Genomic DNA, 25,962 nt, shown 5'->3' with positions numbered 1-25,962 from the left:
GCAGCGGCCGCTCCGGCCGGGCCGGTGCGGGCCAGGCCACCTGGTCACCAGCTCTAGCGCGCAGGCGGCGTGTCGTTCACCGGCGCCAGCGCCTCCCCGAACAGATGGATCGCCTGCGCGATGGCAGCGGCGTGGGTGGCCTGGCGGGAGGCCGTGCCGCTGCACAGCGGCGGCATCGCCCGCTGGCCCGCCGGGGTGCAGATCGCCAGAAAATCGTAATGACCCACGTCGGCCAGCACCCGTAGGCCGGCCTCCGGGACCAGCGCGGCGAGCACCTCGGCGTTGCTCACCGGCGGCGCGACGTCATCGGCATCGCCGACCAGGATGGACAGCGGTTGCGGCAACGCGCGCAGGTGCGCCGGGGTCAATGCCTGCACGATCGCCGGCGCCATCACGAACACCGCGCGTACGCCGGGGATGCGGTGGTCTGCGGACGAGGCGGCCATGTAAGGCGCCAGCGCGGGCGCTGCGGCGGTGGCGATACGCGCCTCCAGCGTCATGTCCGGCGATTCCTGCTGCGGCCGGCACACGCCATCGTCCGGATGGGCGCGGCAGAACGCGATCAGCTGCGCCAGGTCCACGCGCGCGCCCGCCGCGACCAGCGCGGTGAAGCCGCCGGCCGAGAAGCCGGCCACGCCCAGCCGGCCGGCATCCACGTGCGGCCCCAGCTGCGGGTCGGCCTGCACCGCCGCCAGTGCGGCCTTGAGGTCCTCGGCACGCTCCCAGCTCAGCAGGCTGCCGGCCGCCGTCATCGCGTCCACGCCGTTGTTGCCGGGATGGTCCACGGCGATCACCAGGTAGCCGGCGCGTGCCAGCGCGGTGCCGAACCAGCCCATCATCCGCGCGCTGCCGCCATTGCCGTGCGACAGCAGCACGGTGGGCAGCTGGCCGGGCGCGATGCCGGCATCGGCCGCGGCGCGGCCGACCTCGAACAACGGTGCCTCCGCCGGCCCGATGGTGATCGGCAGCTCGCGGGCATCGGCCGTGGCCGGATACCACACGGTGTAGCGCACCGCATCGCGCTGGCCGGCATCGCGCACCGCGGCGCTCGCAAGCTGGGCCACGCCATGGCGCTCCCCCACCGGTGCCGGGGGCGGTGCGGCAACCACCGCGGTGCTGGTCATGCAGAGCAGCAGGCAAAGCAGCGCTACGATCAGGCGCATGCGGTCGTTTCCTTGCAGGATGTGGGGTCGGCCAGCGGCAGCCAGATCTGCATGCCGCCGTGGCCGGTGGTGGCGTCGAAGCGCGCGTCGTAGCGCTCCAGTTCGGGGCCGTCGGCCAGGCTGAGCCCGGCCATGGGCAGGTAGTGGTTCAACAGCCAGTACCAGGTCGAGCGTATCGCGGAGATATGGCCCGCGTGCCAGGCCACCACGTAGCGTTGCGCCTGTATGCGCACCCGCTGCCATCCTGGCGGCACTGCGGACGCGTCCGCCACCTCGATGCCGGCGATGTAGTCGAAGCCGCCCTCGGCATCGCTGTTGCAGCACACGCCGTAGCGGACGGCACCCGCATGCGTGCACTGCAGCGCCAGCGCCTGCCACTGCGAGGGAATCCCGGCCACCGACGCGGCATGGTGGCGCGCCCCGATCCCGGCCACCTGCAGCGGCCCGGCCGTCTGGATCCGGGGCGGCTGCGCGCACGGCACGACCACGTCATCGAGCTTGATCGCCTCCACCAGCGCGATGTCGCCCAGCCCGTGCGCGCGCACGTGCTCGGGCGTGCGGCCGAACTGCTCGCCGAAGGCGCGGGTGAACGTGGCGTGCGAGGCGTAGCACGCATCCAGCGCGACCTTGAGGATGTCCTCGGCACCGCCGGCCAGTTGGCGTGCCGCCTGGCTCAGGCGACGGCCCCGCAGGTAGCGCACCAGCGCCGTGCCGGTGGCAGCCTGGAACAACCGCGACAGGTGGAACGGCGACAGCCCCACCACCCGCGCCACGTCGGCCAGCCCGATCGGCTCGGCATGATGGCTTTCGATGTACCACAGGGCCCTGTGCGCCGCGCTCATGCCGGCTCCGTGTCGATGGACAGGCCCGCAGCGTAGCCGAGCACGCACGGGCCCGCTTGGCCGTTCTTGCGGTGGCCGCTTCCCCGCCGCCATCCCCGGCGCCAGCTCCCCCCTGGCCTGAGCCGCCTGCCGCACCCGCCTGCACCTGGCCGTCAGGCCACGCCGCGCAACCATGCCGCGATCGCATCGTGCAGGCGCGGATGGGTGGGGACGGTGATCCCGAAGGCATCGCGCAGCACCGTCAGCACGTCCTGCACGTCCGCCAGCGGGCGGCGCTCGCTCGGCCGCCCGATGCGATGCACGCTGTAGACCCCCGCACCGAGCGTACGCCGCCAGCCCGGGCCGGCCAGCGCCGCCCGCAGTTGTCCGGGAAACGAGGAGGCCGGGTGCGTGCAGACGTACCAGTTGCCCAGGACATGGTCGACCGGTTCCTGTACCGCCAGGTCGAACCGGTACAGCGGCCGCCATTCCCCGCCGATCTCGACCTGCAGCAGGTAATAGGGTGACTGCAGGTCCAGCCGGTAGCGCGCGTGTGGCGTGGCCTGCGCAAAGCGGTGGTCGAGCCGCAACGGGCCGGTCGGGGTAGTGCCGCCAAAGCCCACGTCGGCGATGTACTCCACCCCCTCGATGCGCACCAGCACCAGCATGTGCGTGCGGGGTGTCGCCGTGTCCGTGGTCTGGCCCATCACCACCCGCGCGCTGATCGCGCGGGCGTCGAAGCCCACGGCGTGCAGCAGCGCCAGGAACATCCCGTTGAGTTCGTAGCAATACCCGCCACGCCCTTCCTGCAGCAGCTTGTGCTGCACGCTGGGCAGGTCGATGGCGACCGCATCGCGCAGCAGCGTGGTCAGCGTTTCGAACGGAAAACAGGCGTTGTGGCGTGCCTGCAGCTGGGCCAGCGTGGCCAGGGTGGGCGTCGGCATGCCGTCCATGCCGAGCCGGGACAGGTACATGGCAAGAACGTGCGGATCCATCGGCAGGCCATCGCAGGGAAGGTGCGTGCACTGTGCCGGCTCAACCACGGTTGAGGTCAAGGCACGAGGCGGCGGGTGGCTGAACGCCGGCACCGCCAGACCGCCCGCCGTCATCGTGCCGTCGCCTGCGCCCGCTACAACGGGCCATCGGCGGCACGCGCGGGTCGCCGGTTGAACCTGTCGCTAAAGTCCGCGCCCGGCCGGCCGATACCGATGCGTCTTTCCGCCTGGAGTACGTGATGTCGGTCGTTCCCCGCCGCCCGTTGCCTGCGCTTGCCCGCCTGGGCCAACACCCTTCGTTCCGACCGCTGGCCGCGCTGGCCGCCTCGCTGCGCCGCTTCAGTGTCGCACGCAAGCTCAAGGCCGCGCTGGTGGTCTGCGGCAGCGGCCTGCTGGTGGTCGCCCTCGTCTACGCCTGGACGCGCTATGACAGCGCCCACGCCGCAGCGACCTTCGCCGCCCACCAGCAGGACGCGGCGCAGGCCGCCGCGCTGGCCACCGAGGTCGCCGAGGCGCGGCGCCTGCAGACCCGCTATGCGATCAGCTTCGACGATGCCGACCGCAGTGCATTGCACCAGGCCCAACGGCAGTTGCAACGCTCGCTGGCATCGCTGCAGCGCACGCCGCACGACCCGGGCAGCGCCGCTGCGCTGCGCGGCCTGGCAGAGCGCGTGCAGGCCTTTGCCGACGGCATCGCCACCCTCAATGAACGCGCCGACGAAATGGGCCGTGGCGAGGACGGGTTGCGCGCGCAGCTGGAGGCCAGCGCCGCTGCACTGGACGCACAGCTCGGTGACGCCGCACCGGCGGCACTGGCGGCACACTGGCAGGCGATGCGGCGCCAGGAGGCCCTGTTGCTGCTCAGCGGTGATTCGGCGCATACCGACCGCGCCAGCGAAGCCAAGCTGCCGTTCGAGCTGGCGTTGTCGGCCGCCGCGCTGCCCGCGGCCCGCCAGGACGCCCTGCGTGCGGGCATGGACGCGTATCAAGGTGCGCTGTTGGCCTACACTGCGGCGCGGGTGGGACTGGACGTGGAGGCCCAGTCCCTGGCCGAGAGCGCCGCGCAGATCGCCCCGGCGCTGCAGCGGTTGCAGCGCGCACAGACCCTGGCGCTGGACGCGGCACGCGCCCGGCAACAGGGACAGGCACGTGCGATGACCGTGGTATTCGGCCTCACCCTGGCACTGGTGGCCGCGGTGCTGATCGCCAGCCTGGTGTTGGTGCTGCGCGCGGTACGCCGGCCGATCGCCGATACCCTGCGTTTCGCCGAGGACATCGCCGAGGACCGCCTGGACAGCGTGCTCACCGTGCACAACCCGTACGACGAGATCGGCCAGCTCGCGCAACGGCTGGTCCACATGCAGCAGCGCCTGCGCGAGCGGATCGATGCCGAGCGCGCCGCCGCACGCGACAACGCGCGTGCGCGCCAGGCCCTGGACAGCGCCCAGACGGGGGTGATGGTGATCGACCCGGAAGGGCGCATCACCCTGCTCAACCGTGCGTTGCTGGCCGCGTTGGCGACCACCGATGCCGACTGGCGCGGGCGACCCGCGTCGGCACTGCATCCGGCCTTTGCCCGGATCGAGGCAACCGGCGGGGGCAACGCGCCGGCCACGCACGAGATCGAACACGCCGGCACGCGCTACCAGTTGGTGGTCACCCCGATCATCGACCACGAGCAGTGCCTGGGCGCCGCGGTGGAATGGCGCAGCCGCGCGCTGGAAACCACGGTGGAAACCGAAGTGGCCGCGCTGGTCGACGCGGCCGCGCGCGGCCAGCTGCACGGGCGCATCGAGGTGGCTGGCAAGCAGGGCTTCGTGCTGACGTTGGCCGTGAGCATCAACCGCCTGCTGGAAAACTTCCAGGGCAATCTTTCCGGGCTGCAGGCGCTGCTGTCCGCGTTGGCCCAGGGCGACCTGCGGGTCCGCATGCAGGGCCAGTTCGATGGCGTGTTCGCGCAGATGCGCGACGACGCCAACGCCACCGTGCAACAGCTCACCGACATCGTTGCCCGCATCCAGCAGGCCTCGCTGGCGATCAATGCCGCGGCCGGGGAGATCGTGTCCGGCACCCAGGACCTGGCCGGGCGCACCGAGCGCCAGGCCGCACACCTGGAAGAAACCGCCTCCTCGATGGAGGAACTCACCGCCACCGTGCGCCAGAACGCCGATGCCGCCCAGCAGGCCAATCGGCTGGCGGTGCAGGCCACCGGAATCGCCCAGCAGGGCGGTGCGTCGGTGGCCCAGGTGGTGGCGCGCATGGAAGAGATCGCGCAGGCTTCCCGCCGCATCGCCGACATCACCAGCGTGATCGACGGGATCGCCTTCCAGACCAACATCCTGGCCTTGAACTCGGCGGTGGAAGCGGCGCGCGCGGGCGAGCAGGGCCGCAGTTTCGCGGTGGTGGCCGGCGAGGTGCGCCTGTTGGCCCAGCGCAGCGCCGACGCCGCGCGGCAGATCAAGGGCCTGATCGAGACCTCGGTGGACACCGTGGCCGCCGGTACCCGGCAGGTAGACCAGGCCGGTGCCACCATGGGCCAGATCCTGGGCAGCGTGCAGCAGGTCAGCGCGATCATGGCCAGCATCTCGGCTGCCTCGCAGCAGCAGAGCGCCGGCATCGAGCAGGTCGGGCAGACGCTGCTGCAGATGGACGGCAGCACCCAGCAGAACGCGGCGCTGGTGGAGGAGGCCTCGGCCTCGGCGCATGCCATGGAGCGCCAGGCCGCGCTGCTGTCCGAGGCGGTGGCCGCGTTCGTGCTGGCCACGCCCGCAGCACGGCCGCCGGCGCGACTGGCGGCCGTGTAGCCGCTGCCGTACACCTGGCACTCACCTGCCTTCACTGGCCGCGTGCGTCGGTGCTCACTATCCTGCGCGGATGAGCACTCGTCGCAAGCCCGCCCCCTCTTCCGCCGCCGCGGCCGCGTTCGTGCGCGTCCGCGGCGCCCGCGAACACAACCTCAAGAACGTCGACGTGGACATCCCGCGCGATGCACTGGTGGTGTTCTCGGGCATCTCCGGCTCCGGCAAGTCGTCGCTGGCCTTCGGTACGTTGTATGCCGAGGCGCAGCGGCGCTACCTGGAATCGCTGTCGCCCTACGCGCGCCGGCTGATCGACCAGGTCGGCGTGCCCGACGTGGATGCGATCGACGGCCTGCCACCGGCGGTGGCGCTGCAGCAACAGCGCGGCACCGCCAGCGTGCGCTCGAGCGTGGGCAGCGTCACCACGCTGTCCAGCCTGCTGCGCATGCTGTATTCGCGGGCCGGCACGTATCCGGCCAAGCAGCCCATGTTGTATGCCGAGGACTTCTCGCCCAACACGCCGCAGGGTGCCTGCCCCCATTGTCACGGGCTGGGCCACGTGTATGAAGTGACCGAAGCGTCGATGGTGCCGGACCCGTCGCTGAGCATCCGCGAGCGCGCCATCGCCGCCTGGCCACCGGCCTGGCACGGGCAGAACCAACGCGACATCCTGGTCACCCTCGGCTACGACGTGGACATCCCGTGGCGCGACCTGCCCAAGAAGCAGCGCGACTGGATCCTGTTCACCGAAGAACAGCCGGTGGTGCCGGTGTATGCCGGTTTCACCCCGGCCGAAACCCGCGCCGCGCTGCGCCGCAAGGAAGAGCCCAGCTACATGGGCACCTTCAGCGGTGCGCGCCGCTACGTGCTGCACACGTTCGCCACCACGCAGAGCGCGATGATGAAAAAGCGCGTGGCCCGTTACATGGTCGGCACCGCGTGCCCGGTCTGCGACGGCAAGCGGCTCAAGCGCGAAGCGCTGTCGGTGACCTTTGCCGGGCTGGATATCGGCGCGTTGTCGCAGCTTTCGCTCAGTGCCATGGCCGAAGCGCTGCGCCCGGCCGCCGAGGGCCGCTTCGATGCGCCCACCACGGCGGCCACGCGCAGCCGCGCGGCGGGCCGCAAGGCCTTGCAGGCGCGCGCGGCCGCCGGGGGGCCCTCGCATGTGGGCGGCAGCGATGTGCGCCGCACGCCGGACCTGTCCGAGGAAAAGCGCATTGCCGCCCAGCGCATCGCCCACGACCTGGTCGAGCGCATCGGCACCCTGCAGGACCTGGGCCTGGGCTACCTGTCGATGGACCGCGCCACCCCGACACTGTCGCCCGGTGAGCTGCAACGCCTGCGCCTGGCCACGCAGATCCGTTCCAGCCTGTTCGGCGTGGTGTACGTGCTCGATGAGCCCACTGCCGGCCTGCACCCGGCCGATGGCGAGGCGCTGTACCGCGCGCTGGACCAGCTCAAGGCCGGTGGCAACACGCTGTTCGTGGTCGAGCACGACCTGGAGATGCTGCGGCGCGCGGACTGGCTGGTCGACGTGGGTCCCGGCGCGGGCCAGCACGGCGGGCGGGTGCTCTACAGCGGGCCGCCCGAGGGCCTGCGCACGGTCAAGGCGTCGGTAACGGCGCCATACCTGTTCGAGACCGGTCGCGGAGAACGGCGCACGCCGCGCACGCCGGCGGGCTGGCTGGAACTGCGCGGCATCCACCGCAACAACCTGCACGGCCTGGACGCCCGCTTCCCGCTCGGGGCGTTCACCGCCGTGACCGGTGTGTCCGGTTCGGGCAAATCCAGCCTGGTCAGCCAGGCATTGGTGGAGCTGGTCGGCGAGCACCTCGGCGACGAGCCGGTGGTGGAAGAGGTGGACAGCGAGCTGCCGGTGCCCAGCAGCATCGAGCGCGCCCGTGGCCGCCTGCACGCCGGCGCCAAGGCGATCAAGCGGCTGGTCAACGTCGACCAGAAACCGATCGGGCGCACCCCGCGCTCCAACCTGGCCACCTACACCGGCCTGTTCGACCACGTGCGTCGGCTGTTCGCCGGCACGCGGATGGCCAAGGCGCGCCGCTACAGCGCCGGGCGGTTCTCCTTCAATGTGGCCCAAGGCCGCTGCGATACCTGCGAGGGCGAAGGCTTCGTGCATGTCGAGCTGTTGTTCATGCCCAGTGTCTACGCGCCGTGCCCGACCTGCCACGGCCAGCGTTACAACGCCAAGACCCTGGAAGTGGAATGGAACGGCCGCAACATCGCGCAGGTGTTGGCGATGACGGTCGAGGAAGCCCTGCTGTTCTTCGCCGAGGAAGCACCCGTGCAGCGCCCGCTGCAGTTGCTGCGCGATATCGGCCTGGGCTACCTGCGGCTGGGCCAGCCGGCTACCGAACTGTCCGGCGGCGAGGCGCAGCGGATCAAGCTGGCCACCGAACTGCAGCGCAGCCAGCACGGCAGCAGCCTGTACGTGCTGGACGAGCCGACCACCGGCCTGCATCCGGCCGACGTGGACAAGCTGATGGCGCAGTTGCACGGGCTGGTCGACGCCGGCAACACGGTGGTGGTGGTCGAGCACGATCTACGCGTGGTCGCCGATGCGGACTGGGTGATCGACGTCGGCCCGGGCGCGGGCGAGCAGGGCGGTACGATCGTCGCTGCTGGAACGCCTGCGCAGGTCAGCCGCGTCACCACCGGCGCGACTGCGCGTTACCTGCGGCGCTGGTTCAAATAAGGTTTTCGTCCCATTGGGCTGTGTCTTCGGTCGGGTCTGTCGTGCGCGACTGGGCTCGGCTTGCGGTACGGGCGAGGAGCGAGGCTCTCTGACTTCCGTCGGTGGGTCGGGCGCCGCGAGCGGCCCGACCTGGGATTCGTTGCGTGCGGGTGGAGCTGAGGCGATGCGCGGCATAGGAATTGTGGGATTCTGCGCGGTGGCAGGCGTTTGACCGCGCGTGGAATGCTAGCTTCGCGCCATCTGTTGGAATGAGAGGTGGACATGGAAATCTGGGCGCGGCGGCAGGATGCAACGGGGCAGGACGATCCGCATCGGGACCAGTACGGGCGCGACAGGGCGCGCATCATCCACTCAGCCTTTTTTCGTCGCCTCCAGGGCAAGACCCAGGTGCTTGGGCTGGGCGAGAGCGATTTCTACCGTACTCGCCTGACCCATTCCATCGAGGTCGCGCAGATTGCCAGCGGCATCGTCGAGCAGTTGCAGGGCGATCCTGCCTATGAGGACTACCAGGCATTTCTTCCATCGCTGCAGCTCGTGGAGGCGATCGCGCTCGCGCACGATATCGGTCATCCGCCCTTCGGGCATGGTGGCGAGGTCGCGCTGAACTACTGCATGCGTAACGAAGGGGGCTTCGAGGGTAATGCGCAGACCCTCAGGATCGCCACCAAGCTGGGTGAATACTCGATTCACTCCGGCCTCAATCTCACGCGGCGGACATTGCTGGGCCTGATCAAGTACCCGGTACTACATTCGGCAGTAGTGAATGCGGACAAGTACAGTGGGCGTGACGCGCCGTCCAATCTGGACGCCTATAAGCCTCCCAAGTGCGTCTTTGATTGCGACGCGGTATCGGTCGATTTCGTGCTGGAACCCCTTGCTGCGGGCGAGCGCGCAACATTCATGGCCGTGCAGAAAATGGAGGGCAGGCACGCCAAGTCCTGTCACAAGGGTTTTGACACATCGATCATGGAGCTGGCCGACGACATCGCCTACGGCGTGCATGATCTTGAGGATGCCATCGCATTGCGCTTCGTCAGCGAGCAGCAGTGGCGGACCCACGTCCATGACCGGATCAAGGACGACGCCGCGCGCTATCCGTTGGCGCAGGAAATCGATTGGATCACCCGGGAGTTGTTCTCCGGCTGCAGCCGCGAGCGCAAGCATGCCATCAGTTACCTGGTCGGCTACTTCATCCGCAGCTGCTCGATCATCGAGAACGGCCACTTCGCCAACCGCCTGTTCGGTCTCTCGGCAAGCATGGAAGCGCCCAAACGCGCCGAGCTCGATCTGCTCCAGAGCTTCGTCGTCCAGAAGGTGGTCAAGACCGCCGAGGTGCAGACGTTGGAGTACAAGGGCCAGCAGATGGTGATCCGGTTGTTCGATGCGATCGCCAACAACCCCACGCGTTTGCTGCCGGAGAAGCAGCAGGGCGAGCACCGGCAGTACGGGATGCGCGCCATCTGCGATTACCTCGCCGGCACCACCGACGACTACGCCACCCGCCTGTACCACAAGATATTCACCCCCTCGTCGGGGTCGGTGTTCGACCGGCTCTAGTGGGCGGCGGGCGGGGCGCGCTCGGGTGCCGCCCACGCCTCGATCTCACCGGCCTGGAACGGCCCCAGCTTCTGCTTCAGGATGCGCCCGTCCGCATCCACCAGCACCGAATACGGCAGCAGCCCCTGGCGATTGCCCAGGCGCACGCTGGCATCGGTCGGGCCGGGGGTATCGAGCACGATCGGGTAGGCCACCGGCACGCGGGCCAGGAATCCGCGCACGCCCTCCTCGGTGTCCAGGGCCAGCCCCAGCACCTGCACGCCGCCGGCCGGTTGCGCGGCGGAAAATGCCGCCAGCGCCGGCATCTCCTCCACGCACGGGCCACACCAGCTGGCCCACACGTTGATCAGCAGTGCGCGGCCGCCGAAGGTGGCCAGGTCCACGGGCCGGCCGTTGATGTCCGGCAGGGTGATCGCCGGCAGCGGATCGCCGATGCCCGCGGCAGACGCCGGGGAGCGCACGCTCGGCGGCGACGGCGTCGCGGCGCGGTCGAAGAACCACACCCCGGCACCGATCCCGACCACGGCGGCAACCGCGGCCACCAGCACCGTCCGGTGGGGTGGCCGCAGGCTCATCGTGCCGTCCGCAGCAGCGCTTCTTCCACGATGGCCTGGGTCAGCACGGTGGGCAGCACGGTCGGCGGCGCGCCGGGGCCGTACACCACGTACAGCGGCACGCCCACGGCCTTGTGTTCATCCAGGAACGCGGTGATGTCCGGGTCCACGTTGGTGTAGTCGCCGCGCATGTACACCGCGTTGGTGCGGCGCAGGGTGTCGTGGAAGGCGTTGGTGCCCAGCACCGCGCGTTCGTTGGCCTTGCAGGTCACGCACCAGTCGGCGGTCATGTTGACGAACACCACGCGGTTGTCCTGGCGCAGCCGGTCCAGCATCTGCGGCGAGTACGCCACCACGTTGTCGGCGGCGGCCACCGCGGCCTTGGCCGGTGGCGCCAGCCGGGTCACGCCCCACACCGGCAGCAACGCGCCGAGCAGCAGCAGCACGGCCAGCAGGCTGCCGACGCGGTGGCTGCGCCACCGGCTGCGCTCGAACCACCACAGCGCCAGCGCCAGTACCACCAGCCCGCCCAGCACCAGGGTCATCGCATCCACACCGCGCTGCTTGCCCAGCACCCACAGCAGCCAGATGGCCGTGCCGTACATCGGGAAGGCCAGCACGTGCTTGAGCGTCTCCATCCAGGCGCCGGGGCGCGGCAGGCGCTTGGCCAGCGAAGGGATGAAGCCGATCAGCAGGAACGGCAGCGCCAGGCCCAGGCCCAGTGCCAGGAACACCAGCAGGGCCGGCACGGTATCGGTGGTGAACGCGTAGGCCAGCGGCAGGCCCATGAACGGCGCCACGCACGGGCTGGCCACCACGCAGGCGAGCACGCCGGTGAAGAAGTCGCCGACCGGGCCACTGCGCGCGGCAAGCGACTGGCCCATCCCGCCCAGGCTGCCGCCCAGGGTGAACACGCCGGACAGGCTCAGGCCCACGGTGAACATCAGGTACACCAGCGCGGCGATGAACCACGGGTGCTGCAGCTGGAAGCCCCAGCCGGCCGCCTGGCCGGCGGCGCGCAGCGCCAGCACCAGCGCGCCGATCGCCGCGAACGCCACCAGCACGCCGGCGGTGTACCACAGCGCATGGCTGCGCGCGCGCTGGCGGCTCTCACCGCTCTGCGCCACGCCCAGCACCTTCAGCGACAGGATCGGCAGCACGCACGGCATCAGGTTGAGGATCAGGCCGCCCAGCAGGGCCAGCAGCAGTGCGCCGATCAAGGTCGTCGGCGCGGCGTCGTCGCCCGGCGGGCGGGTGCGCTGCGCGTTGTCGGCACTGGCGTCGGGCGCCACGCCGGCATCGATCGCCGCCGGCGCCGTCTCGTTCGGGCGGATCAGCATCGGCTGGGTGGCGATCCCGGCCGTGTCGCGCTCGCGCACGTTGGTACGCGTGATTTTGCCCGGCAGCGGGGCGATCACGTCGTTCCTGTGCGCGGCTTCATCGGCACTGGCGTTGACCTTGCCGGCGGGCAGCGACAGCTTCACCCGGCGCGTCATCGGCGGGTAGCAGATGCCGTCGGTCTGGCAGCCCTGGAAGGTGATCACCAGGGTGGTGTCGACCGCCTCAGGGCGGCTGCGGCGCAGCGGCAACTTGACGTCCACCTGGTCGAAATAGACCGCCACGTCGCCGAAGTGTTCGTCGCGGTGCGACTTGGCCGCGGGCCACAACGGCTTGTCCGCGCGCAGGCCGGCGGCGCCTTCCAGCTTCAGCGAGGTGCGGTCGCGGTACAGGTAATAGCCCGGTGCCGGGCTGAAACGCAGCAGCACCGTGTTGCCATCGTCGACGATCGCATCGAAGCCGAAGGCGCGCTCGGACGGCAGCGGCAGTGCCTGGGCAGTGCTGGTACCCGGCAGGCGCAGGCCACCGCCGCTGTTGCCGGCCAACGGGTTGTTGAAAGGCGAGCCCGTGGCCGGTGCCGCCGCAGCCACCGCTGCACTGCTCCCCGCACCGGCGGGCAACGTCACTTTGACGCTGCGCTTCTGCGGCGGGTAGCACACGCCAGCGTCGGCGCAGCCCTGGTAGCGGATCTCCAGCGTCACCGTGTCGGTGCCGTCGGCGGCCTTGCCCGGCAGCACCGCGGTCAGGCGTTCGCGGTAGGTTTCCACCTCGCCGAAGAAATCGTCCTGGTGTTTCTTGCCGGCCGGCATCTGCAGCGCCTCGGCGGCGAAGCCGGCGTCGGCCTTGACCGTGGTGCGATGGCGGTAGAGGTAGTACCCCGGCGCGATCTTCCAGCTGATCTCGATGCGGTCGCGATCCCGCGCCTGCGCACTCAGCCCGAAGGCCTCGTCCACCGGCAGCAGGTCCTTCTCGCTGACAGCCAGCGCCGGCAGGGACACCACGAACAACGCGCACAGCGCGGCAACACGACCAAACAGGGTCATCAATCAATTTCCTCTCGGGTCTGTGCCCGAATCCAATCCAGGTACGCCGGCAGGCCAGCGCGGGTTTCGACCGCGATGCACTCCGGGAGTTCATACGGGTGCAGGGCCTGCACGCGCGCGATGGCCGCGTCCAGGCGGCTGCCGGTGGTCTTGATCAGCAGTTGGACCTCGTGGTCCTCGCAGATCTCCCCGTGCCAGCGGTACGTGGCGTGCGCCGCGTCCAGGCGGGTAACGCAGGCCGCCAGGCGTTCTTCCACCAGCGCACGCGCCAGCCGCGCCGCGGTCGCCGCGTCGGGGCAGGTGGTGAACAGAATGAATACGGGATCAGCGATCGACATGACCGCCGAGTATAGGACCGTGGGATGCCAATGGTCCGACCGGCGCCGTTGCGGCGCCGGTCGGCGGGGCTCAGTTGAGCAGCTGGCAGGTGCTCGGCTTGGCCGAGGTGAACAGGCCCGGGGTCGCCCACTCGGGGTGGTCGATGAACGGGTTGCGGTTGCCCTGGAAGCTGTAGATCACTTCATTGCGGGCACGTTCGGCGGCATCCGGCGGGTCGGCCAGGTGCCACTCGATGAGCGTCGAGAGCAGGCCCATGTAGGCCGGCGAGGCCGACGTCTTGACGATCTTGCTGCGGTCGTCGGTCAGTTCCAGGTCCGGCTCGGACTGGCCGGTCTTGGCGTCTTTGCCCCCTTCATAGCGGATTGCCATGTACATCACCGCGCGCGCCATGTCGCCCTTGCGGTGGCCCCACACTTCAAACGTGCCGGTGTTGCCGTCCGGCGTGCGGACCCAGTTGGAGTTGCCCGGGTAGCCGCCGCTGCCACCGCCGAACCCGTTGTTGGCCTCGGTGGCGCGTTCGCCGCAGTTGCTGTCGCATTTGCCGAACGGCTTGTTGCCGCGGTCGGCGTTCCACTGCGCGTCGGTCAGGTACAGCATGTGGGTGTCGGTATAGGGCGCATACGGCAGGCCCTTGTCACCGGTGGTGCTGGCAAAGCCCAGCGAATTGGGCCAGGTGTGCTCGCGGTTGTAGGTCAGGCCGCTGCCGGTGCCCGCGCGGCCGCTCACCTTGGTGTAGCTGCGGTTGCGGTAGGCGTCCAGGATCTTGCCGCTGTTGTTGGGATCCTCGTCGGCGATCTCCAGGATGGTCCAGGTGCTGGTGCCCGAGCCGCTGTACGGGTAGGCGGTGTGGCCCTTGATGGTCTCGTGCAGCGAGCAGCGCAGCTGGCTCGGGTTGCTGGTGTTGACCCGCGAGTAGTACTCGCCCGGCGTGCCGGGGTTGCCGGGATCGGGGTTGCCCGGGTCCGGGTTGCCAGTGCCGCTGGCCACGGTGAAGGCGATGCGGGTGTCGGCGGCCGGATGCGCGCCCTGTGCATCGGTGATGCGGCTGGCGCGGATATCGAAGCGACACGCCTCGCCAGCCACCAGGGCGGTGTTGGTGGACAGGGTGAAGCGGCTGCCACTGCTGGCGTGGGTCAGCGGCACCGTGCCGGACTGGCCGCAGCTGAGCACGAAGGCGCCGCTGGCCAGGCTGACCGTTTCGCTGAAGGTTACGCCCAGGTCGGCGGCGGCCGGGAAGGTGCTGGCCCCCTGTTCCGGGGTGGTGGTGCTCACCGAGGGCGGGGTGTTCGGGCCGGTGCCACCGCCGCCGCTGAAGGTCTGCCCGGCGTTGCAGGCACCGAAGGTCTGCGCGCCCGGGGCTGCCCAGGTGAAGTGGGCGTACTGGCTGCCATTGCCGGTGAGCTGCAGGGAGGTGCCCGGGGCGGTGCTGTTGCTCTCGCTGACCGGGATGTTCTGGCTGGTCAGGCCCGCGGCCGGACCACCGGCGGCGGTGATGGTGCCTTCGTAGCTGATGAACTGGACCACCTTGCCGCTGCCATCCACCAGCGCGATGCCGTCATTGGCGCCGTTCTGGATGCCGTTGCTCGGGTAGCTGACCGTGGCGATGCTGGCCTTGCCGCAGCTGGCCGCGCTGCCGGCCGGCACCGGGTTGTTGGCGTACACGGTGGCCGCCGACGGGGTGCTGCCGTTGTAGAGGTACAGCCGGTAGCTGGACAGGTCCTCGCCACCGGTGGCCACCACCTCGATGGCCTCGCCGACGTCGCCGGCGGCGGTGCTGTCGTCGTAGTGCAGTTCATTGATGAATACATCCGCCTGGGCGGTGCCGGCCAACGCCAGCAGGCACCCCAGGGACAGCGGTGTGAGCAACCTCATCTACGTCTCCTTGTGATTGGGTATCGCCGGCCGAATCTAATCAATCCAGATGACACATCTATCGATGTGTCGTAATCGGCCTCCCACAGTGGGACGTGCGTCAAGAAAATGGCGGTTGGTGGGGGAGGTAGGCCGGGCGCTGGGGCTCCATACCCTTCCGGCGACGCCTCCCCCTTATTTCGCCTCAAGCGGGAGTCGGTGGATCGGGCGCTGGGCCCCCATACCCTTTCCGGCAAATGTCCCCCGGCGTCGGCCTGCGGCCGCCCCCTCCTCCTTTATTTCGCCTCCAAGGGCATGCGGGCCCATCGCCCGACCCACCGACCAAAGTCAGAAGCCGGCTTTCCCGCTTGTTTCCGCAAGCCGAGCCCCGTAGCGGCCGGTAGGCTCCTGGGCAAAATCAAGGAGGAGGCCGCAGGCCGGGGGACACTACGCCAGGGGCCTACCGGCCGCTACGGGGCCCTCACGCTCGCGGCAGTCCCGAACGGGCACAGGAAGCTTTGCCTTTGCGTTTGCCCTTGAACCCACACGCAGCCCGGAAAAATTTCGACCCTGCCCCTTGAAAGGCGCGCACCCAGCACCATCTCTGCTCCGTACCCGCACTGCCGGGTTTTTTCGTGAGCGTGGCTGGCAGTCGCCTTGTGCGAGTGCTAACATCGCCAGACTTTCCTAGACCAATCAACAACTTAAAAGGGTCTCACATGAGCATCAAGCCGCTTCATGACCGCGTTGTAGTCAAGCCGATCGAAGCCGACGAAATCTCGTCCGGCGGCATCGTGATTCCGGATTCCGCCAAGGAAAAGTCGACCAAGGGTGAAGTCGTGGCCGTCGGCCCGGGCAAGCCCCTGGACAACGGCAGCGTCCGCGCGCCGTCGCTGAAGGTCGGTGACAAGGTCATCTACGGCCAGTACGCCGGCAGCAGCTACAAGTCTGAAGGCGTCGAGTACAAGGTCCTGCGCGAAGACGACATCCTCGCCATCGTCGGCTGAGTGATGCCGCCGGCCCGTGCCGGCGCGTCCGCAATTTCCCCCATTCAAGCAGCCGGGCTTGGCCCGGCTCTCCATAAAAGGTAATCGCAATGGCTGCCAAAGATATTCGTTTCGGTGAAGATGCCCGCTCGCGCATGGTGCGCGGCGTCAACGTGCTCGCCAATGCCGTGAAGGCCACCCTGGGCCCGAAGGGCCGCAACGTCGTGCTCGAGAAGAGCTTCGGCGCCCCGACCATCACCAAGGATGGCGTGTCCGTCGCCAAGGAAATCGAACTGGCTGACAAGTTCGAGAACATGGGCGCCCAGATGGTGAAGGAAGTCGCTTCCCGCACCAACGACGACGCCGGCGACGGCACCACCACCGCCACCGTGCTGGCCCAGGCCCTGATCCGCGAAGGCGCCAAGGCTGTCGCTGCCGGCATGAACCCGATGGACCTCAAGCGCGGTATCGACAAGGCCGTCATCGCCGCCGTCGCCGAGCTGAAGAACATCTCCAAGCCGACCGCCGACGACAAGGCCATTGCCCAGGTCGGTACGATCTCGGCCAACTCCGACGAGTCGATCGGCAACATCATCGCCGAAGCGATGCGCCGCGTGACCAAGGAAGGCGTCATCACCGTTGAAGAAGGCTCGGGCCTGGACAACGAGCTGGACGTCGTCGAAGGCATGCAGTTCGACCGTGGCTACCTGTCCCCGTACTTCATCAACAACCAGCAGTCGCAGACCGCCGACCTGGACGATCCCTACGTGCTGCTGCACGACAAGAAGATCTCCAACGTGCGTGACCTGCTGCCGGTGCTGGAAGGCGTCGCCAAGGCCGGCAAGCCGCTGCTGATCATCGCCGAAGACATCGAAGGCGAAGCGCTGGCCACCCTGGTCGTCAACACCATCCGTGGCATCGTCAAGGTCGTGGCCGTCAAGGCACCGGGCTTCGGCGACCGTCGCAAGGCGATGCTGGAAGACATGGCCGTGCTGACCGGCGGCACCGTGATCTCCGAGGAAATCGGTCTGTCGCTGGAAAAGGCGACGATCAAGGACCTGGGCCGCGCCAAGAAGGTGCAGGTCTCCAAGGAAAACACCACCATCATCGACGGTGCCGGCGAGAAGGCCAACATCGATGCGCGCGTGACCCAGATCAAGACCCAGATCGAAGACACCTCGTCCGATTACGACCGTGAAAAGCTGCAGGAACGCGTGGCCAAGCTGGCCGGCGGCGTTGCCGTGATCAAGGTCGGCGCCTCGACCGAAATCGAAATGAAGGAAAAGAAGGATCGCGTCGACGACGCCCTGCACGCGACCCGTGCAGCCGTTGAAGAAGGCGTGGTCCCGGGCGGCGGCGTGGCCCTGGTCCGTGCGGTCACCGCACTGGCCGGCCTGAAGGGTGCCAACGAAGACCAGAACCACGGCATCCAGATCGCCCTGCGCGCGATGGAAGCCCCGCTGCGCGAAATCGTCGCCAACGCCGGCGAAGAGCCGTCGGTCATCGTCAACAAGGTCAAGGAAGGCACCGGTAGCTACGGCTACAACGCGGCCACCGGCGAATTCGGCGACATGCTGGAATTCGGCATCCTGGACCCGACCAAGGTGACCCGTTCGGCGCTGCAGAACGCGGCCTCGATCGCCGGCCTGATGATCACCACCGAAGCCATGGTTGCCGAAGCCCCGAAGAAGGATGACGGCGCTGGCGCAGCGGGCGGCGGCATGGGTGGCATGGGCGGCATGGGCGGCATGGACTTCTGATGGAGAGGCCGGCCATCGGTCGGCACACATCGGAGCGGTAGGTACCGACCGTGGTCGGTACCACCATCCGCCAACGCACGACGAAAAACCCCGCCGGAAGGCGGGGTTTTTTGTTGTCGACGTCACTCCACGAACGCCTTGCCCCCGTACTCCCACGTCCACGGCACGCCGGTCTCGCCCAGAACGAACCGCACCAGCGCAGGAAACGCCGCTTCGGCGCGCACGTCGTTGCCCAGCACCACAACACAGCGTTGGCGCCGCGCCACGCACACCAGCGTGTTGCCCACCGCATCGTCGTGGCCGCCCTTGTAGAACCCGCGCCCCTGCGGCCCCTGGAATACCACCACGCCCAGCCCGGCGGCGAGGTCGCGGCGCCGTTGCGCGGGCGCCAGCGCGTCCTGCAGGGTCGGGAACTGGCTGGCCGTGGTGATCGGCCACTGCGCGCGGACCAGCGCTGCCCGCGCCTTGGCCGACAGTCCCTCGCCGCGTACGTAGCCGGCGGCAAAGCGGGCCATGTCGGCGATGGTGGTATCCATCGAGCCCGCCGCACGCACCCGGCTGCGTTCGTCGTGTGGTTCGGTGCGGCCGTCCTGGGTCCAGCCGTCGGCCAGGTTGCCGGCGAAGTCGGCGCGCCAGGTCATGCTGGTGCGGGTCATGCCGAAGCGGTCGAACACCCGCCGCTGCATCTCCGCGCCCACCTCCAGGCCCAAGCCGCGCTCCAGGACGAACTGCAGCAGGATCAGGCCTTCGCCGGAGTAGGCGTAGCGCGTGCCTGGATCGAAGTGCAGGCGCAGCTTTCCATCCGGCTCCAGGAACGCGAAATTGGCGAATCCGCTGCGATGGCTGAGCAGCATCCGCGCGGTCAGGCGTCGCCAGCGCGGGTCGTCCTTCAGGTCCGGCCAGGGCGCGTACTGCTTCTCTGCCGGGTAATCCGGCAACGGGCGCTCCAAATACGCGCCGATCGGCCGGTCCAGGTCCAGCACCCCCTCGTCCACCAACTGCATCACCATGTAGGCGAAGGCCATCTTGGTCAGCGACGCGCCGTACATCACCGTGTCGGTCGTCAGCGGGTCGCCGGCCGCGTTGCGTTTTCCGGCCGCATGCAGCTGCACCACCTTGCCCTGATCGACCACCGCCACGGCCCACCCCTGCGCCCCGGTGGCGCGCATCAAGCGCGCCATTTCCGCCTCCACTGCAGCGGCGTCGGCCATCGGTGGTGGGGCGGGCGGGGCCGCAGCGAGGGCGGTCACGGGGGCCACCACGGCGAGCAACACGGCGAACAGGCGCATGCACGGCACTCCAGCGGGAGGTGTGGCGCATGCTACCGCGGCGGCCCCGCCGGCACAGTGCCGGCGGTCATCGTGACCACCGGCCGGGCCCGGTCACCCGCGCCGCAGGCAGATCCAGGCCGCGCCGCTGCCCATCTGCACCCGCGTATCGGCCATCGCATCGGCCCCCAGGATCAATGCCGGTCGCTCCTTCAATCCCAGCGAGGCGAACACCGGCAGTTCACTGATCCGCACCTCCAGCGGGGCGTGCTGCCAACGGCCCATGCGCAGGCCCGGCAGGGTGGCCAGCCAGGTCTCCATCACGCGGTCGCCCAGCCCACGCGTGCCCTTTTCGCGCACCCGCACGCGCGCATCGCTGCCATCGGTGCGCAGGCCCAGCGCACTGGCCGCGGCGCTGTTGAGCACGGTCTGTGCCGCGCCGGTGTCCACCACCGCGATCGCCTCCACCGCCGTCGAGCCCAGTTGCACCGGTATGAAGCCGAACCGTTGCATGCTCGCGTCGCGGACCGGCACGGCATTGGCTACGCACCCGGCGTCCGCCGGCATCGGGCCCGGCGGCTGCAGCAGCACGCGCTGGCCGGCGATATCGAAGGTGGTATCGAAGCGGTTGGTGACGTCGTTGCCGAGGATGCCGTCGATGCGGCGCCCGTCCTTGCCCAGCCGGCTCAGGTCGGTCTGCATGGTCGCGGCCTCGAATGACAGCGTGCCTACCTGCCAGCGGGTGCTGCGGGTGCGGCGCAGCACCGCGCTGCTGTCGGTGGCGCCTTCCACCTCGACGCCTGCCGCTTCCGGGTCATCCAGTCCCAGCCGTCGCGCCGTGGCCTGGTCCATCACCGTGGCCCCGGCCGCACTGTCGATCACGAAGTGCAGCGGCTCCACGCTGTCACCCAGCCGCACCGCGACGGTCGGGTGGCCACCCTGCATCCACATCGGGATTTCATGGGTGGCCGTGGCGGCCTGCGCGGGCAGGGTGGCCAGGCAGGCGAGGGCGAGCAGGGGCGTAATGCGCATGGGGCGGTCTCCGTTGGGGAAAGGACATGACACCCGCTGGCTGTATCGCCGCGATGTCGTGCTGGCACGCGTGCCGATACAGTCCCGATACAAACCCGCGCCATAATCGGCGCATGCCTGCAGCAATCGACATCGTGGTGGTGGACGACGACGCCAGTATCCGCGACGCCATCGCCGACTGCCTGCGCCAGCACGGCTACCAGGTGCGGGTGGCGGCCGATGCGGCCATGCTCGATGCATTGCTGGCCCAGCAACGCAGCGCCCTCATCGTGCTGGACTGGATGATGCCGGGCGAGGACGGCCTGTCGGTCTGCCGACGCCTGCAGCCCAGCGGCATCCCGATCCTGATGCTCAGCGCGATGGGCAGCACCCCCGACCGCGTGATCGGGCTGGAGATGGGCGCCGACGATTATCTGGCCAAGCCGTTCGACCCGCGCGAACTGCTGGCCCGCGTGCGCGCGTTGTTGCGCCGCGCCGACAGGAAAGAGGGGGCGGCGCCGTCCACCACCCTGCACTTCGAGGGCTGGCAACTTCAGCTGGAGCAGCATCGCCTGCTCACCCCGCAGGCCGCCGAGGTGCCCCTCACCCGCGGCGAGTTCGCGCTGCTGCGGGTGCTGGCCGAACGCGCCGGTCGCGTGCTCAGCCGCGAGCAGCTGCTGCGCCTGACCCGTGGCGAGGACAGTGAACCGTTCGATCGCGCCGTCGACCTGGCGGTCAGCCGCCTGCGCCGCAAGCTCGCCCAGGCCGCCACGGGCGGCGACGCGCTGGTGCAGACCCTGCGCGGGGAGGGCTATCGCTTCGCAGCCCCGGTGTCCCGCCGATGAGCCGCCCCTGGCGCACCGCCACCTGGGTGGCCTTGCTGACCCTGTCCACGCTGCTGGTGGCGCAGGCGGTGAGCTTCGCCGTGGTGTGGGCGCTGCCCAGCCCCGCCGCGCCGCAGATGAACCTGCATCAGGCAGTGCAGGTGATGGCCGGCGAGCGCGCCGCGGCCGACCTCGGCCTGCGCCGCTGGCGGCAAGCGCAGCCGCCCGCCGGCCGTGACAACGACTGGATGAGCAGCGTGGTGGCCGCTCGCCTGGGCGTGCCGCGCGCGCGGGTACGCACGGTCTGGCAGCGCAGCACCGATCCCACCGCCGTGCAGGTGCAGGTGATCAAGCAGGGGCAACTGCTGGCCAGCGGCCCCGAGCAGCGTGCCACGGTGGAAGAGGCATTGCTGTTGCCGGGCCTGCTGTGGCCGGCGTTCGAACTGGCCGTGCAGCACGCCGATGGCCAGTGGACGGTGGTGGGCGCCGACTACAGTGCGCTGCTGCAATGGCGGCGCCAGGTGCTGCTGGCCCTGCTGGCCGGCGCGGTCCTGCTGGCGCCACTGGCGGCCTGGCTGGCGCTGCGCGTGACCGGCCCGCTGCGCCGCCTGGCCGATGCCAGCGCGGACCTGTCGCTGCAGTCCACCGCGCGCCTGCCGGTGGAAGGGCCGCGCGAGGTGCAGGTGATGGCCGAGGCGATGAACGCGGCGCGCGAGCGCCTGCGTGACCAGGCCCATGAGGTGACCCGCATGCTGGCCGCCGTCGCCCACGACCTGCGCACTCCCCTCACCGGTTTGCGCCTGCGCGCCGACAGCGCACCACCGGCCCAGGCCGAGCGCATGGTGGCCGACATCGCGCGCATGACCAGCATGATCGACCAGGTGCTGGACTATGCGCGTGGCGAACTGCATCCCGCGCAGCGCCACCCCACCGCGCTGCACCTGCTGCTGGAGGAATGCGCCCAGCACGCGCAGGCGCGCGGCGCCGACGTGCGCCTCACGCATGCCGCGCACGTCAGCCTGGCCGTGGATGTCCTGCAACTGCGGCGCGCGCTGGACAACCTCATCGACAACGCGGTCCGCTATGCGGGGGCGGCCGAGCTGCGGCTGGAGGCAGGCGATGGCGTGGTGATGCTGGAGGTGGCCGACCGCGGTCCCGGTATCGCCGACGCCGACAAGGGACGCCTGCTGCAGCCGTTCCAGCGCCACGAGGGCTCGCGCAACCGCAGCACCGGCGGCATCGGCCTGGGTCTTGCCGTCGCGCAGGGCGCGGCGCGTCAGCATGGCGGCGAGCTGCACCTGCTGGCGCGCGACGGCGGCGGCCTGGTCGCGCGGATCTGCCTTCCGCTCGCGCAACCGGCCGGGCCCAGCCTTGCCGGGCGGCATACGTGACCCAGGCGCCTTGCTGGCGTCGAGCGCCACCGCTAGGCTCTCGGCATGCCTACTTCCATGATTGTCGTCGACGACTTCCTGGCGGCCGCCGATGCCCAGGGATTGCGTAACGCCGCACTGCAGCTGACCTATCCCGAGCAGGACGGTGCCTTCCCCGGCCGCAACTCGATCGAGCGCCTGGAGATCGACGGACTGGCGCATGCCGCGTCCCGCCTGGTCAACGAACCGCTGCGCGTGGTCTCGCCGCTGCAGTCGCACGGCAAGTTCCGCATCACCCTGGCCCATGACGTGGGCCGCGCCAAGGTGCACGTGGACCGCTCGCATTGGTCGGGCATCCTCTACCTCAGTGCGCCTGAAGACTGCCAGGGCGGCACCGAATTCTTCCGCCATCGCCGCACCGGCACCGAGCGCCTGGCGCTGGACGAGGCCGAGCTGGCGCGGCACGGCTATCCAGACCGCGCGGCCATGCACCGCGACATCATCGAGCGCGACAGCGCCGACGACAGCCAGTGGGAAATGACCATGCGCGTGCCGATGCGCTTCAACCGCCTGGTGCTGCTGCGCCCGTGGCTGTGGCACACCGCCGGCCCCGCGTTCGGCGACCGCATCGAGAACGGTCGCCTGGTCTACCTGATGTTCTTCGACGCCGCCCCGCCGCCGGCGCGCTGAACTCACGTTGCGCGCGGCACAGGGTATGATTAGGCGCCTAATCATCCTCCGGAACCTCCATGCTGGCCCTGAAACACCAGGCGTTCCTGGCCGAGATGCAGCGCCGTGGCCACCCGCAGCCCGATGGCCTGGCCCAGTGCTTCCAGCTGCTGTCGCTGGCCGCTGCGATCGACCAGGACTGTGCGCACCGCTTGGCCCCGCTGGGCCTGAGCGAAGGCCGCTTCGTGCTGTTGTTCCTGCTGCAGGGGGCCGAAGCGCCGTTGTCGCCGCACCAGCTCGCCGAGCGCGCCGGGGTGACCCGCGCCACCATCACCGGGCTGCTGGACGGGCTGGAGCGCGACGGGCTGCTGGACCGGCACGCCGACCCGGACGACAAGCGCCGCGTCAACGTCTGCCTGACCCCGGCCGGCGAGGCCTTGGCAGTGTCCCTATTCGACCAGCACACCCAGTGGATCCGCAGCCTGTTCGCCGACCTTGGTGATGACGAACGCACCCTGCTCAGTGGCATGCTGTGCCGCATCTGGGCGCGTACCGATGCGGGGCAGGCAGCATGAAGAAGCAGGCGCTCTCGCGCGAACGCCGCGCCCAGCTCGACGGGGGTGAGGCCGAAGCGACCCACCTGGCCGAGATCCTGGCGGTGGACTTCGCCCGGCTGCTGGCCAGCATCGCGCCGTCGCTGCCGGCGGCGGCAGTGGCCAACATGCGCAAGGCGGCCAACAGCGGCATCACCCTGCGCATGCAGGGCGCGGCCACGCTGCTGCGTGCGCACGCCCTGGGCGATCCGGCGCAGTGGATCGACCACCGCAGCGACACCGTGCGTGGCTGGGCCTGCTACCTGATCGGCAGCGACCCGCGCCTGTCGCTGGAACACAAGCTCGACGCGCTGCGCGCGCTGGCCGACGACCCGCATTTCGGCGTACGCGAATGGGCGTGGCTGGCCGTACGCCCGCACATCGCCGCAGACCCGCTGCGGGTGCTGGCCCACGTGCAGCCATGGACGGCCGATGCCTCGCCCAACGTCCGCCGCTTCGCCTGCGAAGCACTGCGTCCGCGTGGCGTATGGGCCGCGCATATCGCCCTGCTGAAGCAGGCGCCGCAGCACGCGCACGCGCTGCTCGACGCGCTGTGCTGCGATGAATCGCGCTACGTGCAGGACTCGGTGGGCAACTGGCTCAATGATGCCGGCAAGAGCCAGCCCGACTGGGTACGCGAACGCTGCGCTGCATGGCAGCAGCGCCACGCCGACCACCCCGCCAACACCTACATCCGCAAGCGCGCCCAACGCTCCCTGTAGAGCCGACCGTTGGTCGGCTGGCTCCACCGTAGAGCCGACCGTTGGTCGGCTGGCTCCACCCGCAACCGTCGCTCGGCCGGCTCCACTCACCTGCAATTCCCCCAACCAAGCACCCCAGTTGCGAATGAAACATTTTGCGCCGCACAAAACCTGTGCTATCAATACTCCCCAATGAACGCACGCCCCGCCAACGCCTACTTTTGGTATTACTTTCCGAAGCCACCGGCGGAGGAAGGCATGCGCTCACCCTGAAGAAACCTTCAGACGCATTCCCGAAAGCCGCCAGCGCACCTGGCGGCTTTTTTGTTGCCGTCGCGCTGGGGACCCCCACTTCCAAGGAGTTTCCCCGCATGCCCCCGCACACCGATGACCTGCGCATCCGCAAGATCGAACCGTTGACCCCGCCGGCCCAACTGCTGGCCATGCTGCCCTGCGACGATGAAGCCTCCGACACGGTCAGCGCCTCGCGCGCGGCCCTGCACGAGATCCTGCACGGCCGCGATGACCGCCTGGCGGTGGTGATCGGCCCGTGCTCGATCCACGACCCGGTCGCCGCCATCGAATACGCCCAGCGCCTCAAGCCGCTGCGTGATGCCTACGCCGACGAGCTGGAAATCGTCATGCGCGTGTACTTCGAAAAGCCGCGCACCACCGTGGGTTGGAAGGGCCTGATCAACGACCCGGACCTGGACGGCAGCTTCAACATCAACAAGGGCCTGCGCGTGGCGCGCGGCCTGCTGCGCGACATCAACAAGCTCGGCCTGCCGGCAGGCGTGGAATTCCTCGACGTGATCTCGCCGCAGTACATCGCCGACCTCGTGGCCTGGGGCGCGATCGGCGCACGCACCACCGAAAGCCAGGTGCACCGCGAGCTGGCCTCGGGCCTGTCGTGCCCGGTGGGCTTCAAGAACGGCACCGACGGCAACATCAAGATCGCCGCCGACGCGATCGGCGCGGCCTCCAACCCGCATCACTTCCTCTCGGTCACCAAGGAAGGCGGTACCGCCATCGTGGCCACGGCCGGCAATCCGGATTGCCACGTCATCCTGCGCGGCGGCAAGACGCCCAACTACGATGCCACGCACGTGGAAGCGACCAGCCAGACGCTGGCCAAGTCGCACCTGGCCGCCCGCATCATGATCGACGCCAGCCACGCCAACAGCAGCAAGAATCCGGAGAACCAGCCCAAGGTCATCGCCGACATCAACGCACAGCTGGCCAACGGCGAAGAGCGCATCGTGGGCGTGATGGTGGAAAGCCACCTCGTCGCCGGTCGCCAGGACCTGGTCGAGGGCCAGCCGCTGACCTACGGCCAGAGCATCACCGATGGCTGCATCGGCTGGGACAGCTCGCTGGCCGTGCTGGAGAGCCTGGCCGAAGCGGTGCGCGCGCGGCGCGCGGCGCGGGTCAGCAAAGCGGCGTAACGTGTCGCCGTGTGATCGGACAGGCACATCGATCCCGTAGAGCCACCCCATGGGTGGCTGCAGCGCGGACCCGGCGCCGCTTGCACCGGCTCGTTTGACAACGATTCAGTTTCGTTGCTACAACGCTCCTCGCTAGCTGCCCCAGCAACTGGGGCGGCAGGGA

At 69.5% G+C, this 25,962-nt stretch carries 20 protein-coding genes; 11 read left to right on the top strand and 9 right to left on the bottom strand.

The features are described 5' to 3' along the window. Positions 1 to 53: 53 nt before the first annotated feature. The 3 genes from AC06FD_RS13110 to AC06FD_RS13100 all read right to left on the bottom strand — a co-directional run bounded on the left by AC06FD_RS13110 (position 54) and on the right by AC06FD_RS13100 (position 2,958). Positions 54 to 1,163 carry an alpha/beta hydrolase family protein gene (locus tag AC06FD_RS13110; protein WP_478078044.1) on the bottom strand — a complete coding sequence of 370 codons (1,110 nt, stop codon included), beginning with the start codon at positions 1,161 to 1,163 and terminating at the stop codon, positions 54 to 56. Next, the gene (locus AC06FD_RS13105; protein ID WP_478078043.1) at positions 1,154 to 2,005 is read right to left on the bottom strand and encodes an AraC family transcriptional regulator; all 852 of its coding nucleotides are present in this window, start codon (positions 2,003 to 2,005) and stop codon (positions 1,154 to 1,156) included. The genes AC06FD_RS13110 and AC06FD_RS13105 overlap by 10 nt, the downstream gene beginning before the upstream one ends. Before the next feature lie 152 nt (positions 2,006 to 2,157). Further along, entirely contained in the window at positions 2,158 to 2,958 is an 801-nt protein-coding gene (locus AC06FD_RS13100; RefSeq protein WP_478078042.1) for an arylamine N-acetyltransferase family protein, read from the bottom strand. A 260-nt stretch (positions 2,959 to 3,218) separates the two neighbouring features. On the opposite strand from AC06FD_RS13100, the gene AC06FD_RS13095 reads away from it, so the two are divergent. The 3 genes from AC06FD_RS13095 to AC06FD_RS13085 all read left to right on the top strand — a co-directional run bounded on the left by AC06FD_RS13095 (position 3,219) and on the right by AC06FD_RS13085 (position 10,047). Next, complete coding sequence (locus AC06FD_RS13095) at positions 3,219 to 5,783, top strand: methyl-accepting chemotaxis protein (protein WP_478078041.1); 2,565 nt, start codon at positions 3,219 to 3,221, stop codon at positions 5,781 to 5,783. A 70-nt stretch (positions 5,784 to 5,853) separates the two neighbouring features. Continuing rightward, entirely contained in the window at positions 5,854 to 8,490 is a 2,637-nt protein-coding gene (locus tag AC06FD_RS13090; protein ID WP_478078040.1) for an excinuclease ABC subunit UvrA, read from the top strand. Positions 8,491 to 8,751: 261 nt separating this feature from the next. Further along, positions 8,752 to 10,047: an anti-phage deoxyguanosine triphosphatase gene (locus tag AC06FD_RS13085; protein ID WP_449335122.1), complete on the top strand. Its 1,296-nt coding sequence runs from the start codon at positions 8,752 to 8,754 to the stop codon at positions 10,045 to 10,047. On the opposite strand, the gene AC06FD_RS13080 is transcribed toward AC06FD_RS13085, so the two are convergent. The 4 genes from AC06FD_RS13080 to AC06FD_RS13065 form a co-directional block, all read right to left on the bottom strand. Further along, positions 10,044 to 10,622, bottom strand: coding sequence for a TlpA family protein disulfide reductase (locus AC06FD_RS13080; protein WP_478078039.1), 579 nt, complete (start codon positions 10,620 to 10,622; stop codon positions 10,044 to 10,046). The genes AC06FD_RS13085 and AC06FD_RS13080 overlap by 4 nt on opposite strands. Beyond that, positions 10,619 to 12,982 carry a protein-disulfide reductase DsbD family protein gene (locus tag AC06FD_RS13075; RefSeq protein ID WP_478078038.1) on the bottom strand — a complete coding sequence of 788 codons (2,364 nt, stop codon included), beginning with the start codon at positions 12,980 to 12,982 and terminating at the stop codon, positions 10,619 to 10,621. Before AC06FD_RS13075 ends, AC06FD_RS13080 begins: the two co-directional genes overlap by 4 nt. Further along, entirely contained in the window at positions 12,982 to 13,320 is a 339-nt protein-coding gene (cutA, locus tag AC06FD_RS13070) for a divalent-cation tolerance protein CutA (protein ID WP_259210134.1), read from the bottom strand. The genes AC06FD_RS13075 and cutA overlap by 1 nt, the downstream gene beginning before the upstream one ends. 70 nt (positions 13,321 to 13,390) lie before the next feature. Beyond that, positions 13,391 to 15,193: an endonuclease gene (locus tag AC06FD_RS13065; protein WP_478078037.1), complete on the bottom strand. Its 1,803-nt coding sequence runs from the start codon at positions 15,191 to 15,193 to the stop codon at positions 13,391 to 13,393. Positions 15,194 to 15,891: 698 nt separating this feature from the next. Between AC06FD_RS13065 and AC06FD_RS13060 the strand changes: the two genes are divergently transcribed. Both AC06FD_RS13060 and groL read left to right on the top strand, forming a co-directional pair. Continuing rightward, entirely contained in the window at positions 15,892 to 16,179 is a 288-nt protein-coding gene (locus AC06FD_RS13060; protein WP_259210139.1) for a co-chaperone GroES, read from the top strand. An 89-nt stretch (positions 16,180 to 16,268) separates the two neighbouring features. Beyond that, positions 16,269 to 17,918, top strand: a complete 1,650-nt coding sequence (gene groL, locus AC06FD_RS13055; RefSeq protein ID WP_259210140.1) for a chaperonin GroEL — start codon at positions 16,269 to 16,271, stop codon at positions 17,916 to 17,918. Positions 17,919 to 18,040: 122 nt separating this feature from the next. Here the strand turns inward: groL and AC06FD_RS13050 are convergent, their stop codons facing one another. After that, positions 18,041 to 19,207 (bottom strand): serine hydrolase domain-containing protein, encoded by a 1,167-nt coding sequence (locus tag AC06FD_RS13050; RefSeq protein WP_478078035.1) that lies wholly within the window; start codon positions 19,205 to 19,207, stop codon positions 18,041 to 18,043. Positions 19,208 to 19,300: 93 nt separating this feature from the next. Further along, a complete protein-coding gene (locus AC06FD_RS13045; protein WP_478078034.1) occupies positions 19,301 to 20,218 on the bottom strand; it encodes an aspartyl protease family protein in 918 nt (305 codons plus the stop codon). Positions 20,219 to 20,331: 113 nt separating this feature from the next. Here AC06FD_RS13045 and AC06FD_RS13040 point away from each other — a divergent pair, with 113 nt between their 5' ends. From AC06FD_RS13040 to aroG, 6 genes are all read left to right on the top strand, one after another. Continuing rightward, entirely contained in the window at positions 20,332 to 21,042 is a 711-nt protein-coding gene (locus tag AC06FD_RS13040) for a response regulator (protein ID WP_259210143.1), read from the top strand. A gap of 32 nt (positions 21,043 to 21,074) precedes the next feature. Then, on the top strand, positions 21,075 to 22,412 hold the full coding sequence (locus AC06FD_RS13035; protein WP_478078132.1) for a HAMP domain-containing sensor histidine kinase: 1,338 nt from the start codon (positions 21,075 to 21,077) through the stop codon (positions 22,410 to 22,412). A 45-nt stretch (positions 22,413 to 22,457) separates the two neighbouring features. After that, positions 22,458 to 23,081, top strand: coding sequence for a 2OG-Fe(II) oxygenase family protein (locus tag AC06FD_RS13030; protein ID WP_259210144.1), 624 nt, complete (start codon positions 22,458 to 22,460; stop codon positions 23,079 to 23,081). A gap of 59 nt (positions 23,082 to 23,140) precedes the next feature. Then, positions 23,141 to 23,635, top strand: a complete 495-nt coding sequence (locus AC06FD_RS13025; protein WP_478078033.1) for a MarR family winged helix-turn-helix transcriptional regulator — start codon at positions 23,141 to 23,143, stop codon at positions 23,633 to 23,635. Beyond that, positions 23,632 to 24,375 (top strand): DNA alkylation repair protein, encoded by a 744-nt coding sequence (locus AC06FD_RS13020; RefSeq protein WP_478078032.1) that lies wholly within the window; start codon positions 23,632 to 23,634, stop codon positions 24,373 to 24,375. The genes AC06FD_RS13025 and AC06FD_RS13020 overlap by 4 nt, the downstream gene beginning before the upstream one ends. A gap of 350 nt (positions 24,376 to 24,725) precedes the next feature. Continuing rightward, a complete protein-coding gene (gene aroG, locus AC06FD_RS13015; RefSeq protein ID WP_478078031.1) occupies positions 24,726 to 25,799 on the top strand; it encodes a 3-deoxy-7-phosphoheptulonate synthase AroG in 1,074 nt (357 codons plus the stop codon). Positions 25,800 to 25,962: the final 163 nt, after the last annotated feature.

This window comes from Stenotrophomonas sp. Steno-Z1 (assembly GCF_056393175.1).
Note: the sequence above shows the minus strand (reverse complement) of the source record. Positions and strands in the feature narration are given on the sequence as shown.

What these genes read in the sequence shown, in the direction of transcription:
- AC06FD_RS13110 (WP_478078044.1), bottom strand. Translation starts at nt 1,163, where the DNA reads ATGCGCCTGATCGTAGCGCTGCTTTGCCTGCTGCTCTGCATGACCAGC.
- AC06FD_RS13105 (WP_478078043.1), bottom strand. Translation starts at nt 2,005, where the DNA reads ATGAGCGCGGCGCACAGGGCCCTGTGGTACATCGAAAGCCATCATGCC.
- AC06FD_RS13100 (WP_478078042.1), bottom strand. Translation starts at nt 2,958, where the DNA reads ATGTACCTGTCCCGGCTCGGCATGGACGGCATGCCGACGCCCACCCTG.
- AC06FD_RS13095 (WP_478078041.1), top strand. Translation starts at nt 3,219, where the DNA reads ATGTCGGTCGTTCCCCGCCGCCCGTTGCCTGCGCTTGCCCGCCTGGGC.
- AC06FD_RS13090 (WP_478078040.1), top strand. Translation starts at nt 5,854, where the DNA reads ATGAGCACTCGTCGCAAGCCCGCCCCCTCTTCCGCCGCCGCGGCCGCG.
- AC06FD_RS13085 (WP_449335122.1), top strand. Translation starts at nt 8,752, where the DNA reads ATGGAAATCTGGGCGCGGCGGCAGGATGCAACGGGGCAGGACGATCCG.
- AC06FD_RS13080 (WP_478078039.1), bottom strand. Translation starts at nt 10,622, where the DNA reads ATGAGCCTGCGGCCACCCCACCGGACGGTGCTGGTGGCCGCGGTTGCC.
- AC06FD_RS13075 (WP_478078038.1), bottom strand. Translation starts at nt 12,982, where the DNA reads ATGACCCTGTTTGGTCGTGTTGCCGCGCTGTGCGCGTTGTTCGTGGTG.
- cutA (WP_259210134.1), bottom strand. Translation starts at nt 13,320, where the DNA reads ATGTCGATCGCTGATCCCGTATTCATTCTGTTCACCACCTGCCCCGAC.
- AC06FD_RS13065 (WP_478078037.1), bottom strand. Translation starts at nt 15,193, where the DNA reads ATGAGGTTGCTCACACCGCTGTCCCTGGGGTGCCTGCTGGCGTTGGCC.
- AC06FD_RS13060 (WP_259210139.1), top strand. Translation starts at nt 15,892, where the DNA reads ATGAGCATCAAGCCGCTTCATGACCGCGTTGTAGTCAAGCCGATCGAA.
- groL (WP_259210140.1), top strand. Translation starts at nt 16,269, where the DNA reads ATGGCTGCCAAAGATATTCGTTTCGGTGAAGATGCCCGCTCGCGCATG.
- AC06FD_RS13050 (WP_478078035.1), bottom strand. Translation starts at nt 19,207, where the DNA reads ATGCGCCTGTTCGCCGTGTTGCTCGCCGTGGTGGCCCCCGTGACCGCC.
- AC06FD_RS13045 (WP_478078034.1), bottom strand. Translation starts at nt 20,218, where the DNA reads ATGCGCATTACGCCCCTGCTCGCCCTCGCCTGCCTGGCCACCCTGCCC.
- AC06FD_RS13040 (WP_259210143.1), top strand. Translation starts at nt 20,332, where the DNA reads ATGCCTGCAGCAATCGACATCGTGGTGGTGGACGACGACGCCAGTATC.
- AC06FD_RS13030 (WP_259210144.1), top strand. Translation starts at nt 22,458, where the DNA reads ATGCCTACTTCCATGATTGTCGTCGACGACTTCCTGGCGGCCGCCGAT.
- AC06FD_RS13025 (WP_478078033.1), top strand. Translation starts at nt 23,141, where the DNA reads ATGCTGGCCCTGAAACACCAGGCGTTCCTGGCCGAGATGCAGCGCCGT.
- AC06FD_RS13020 (WP_478078032.1), top strand. Translation starts at nt 23,632, where the DNA reads ATGAAGAAGCAGGCGCTCTCGCGCGAACGCCGCGCCCAGCTCGACGGG.
- aroG (WP_478078031.1), top strand. Translation starts at nt 24,726, where the DNA reads ATGCCCCCGCACACCGATGACCTGCGCATCCGCAAGATCGAACCGTTG.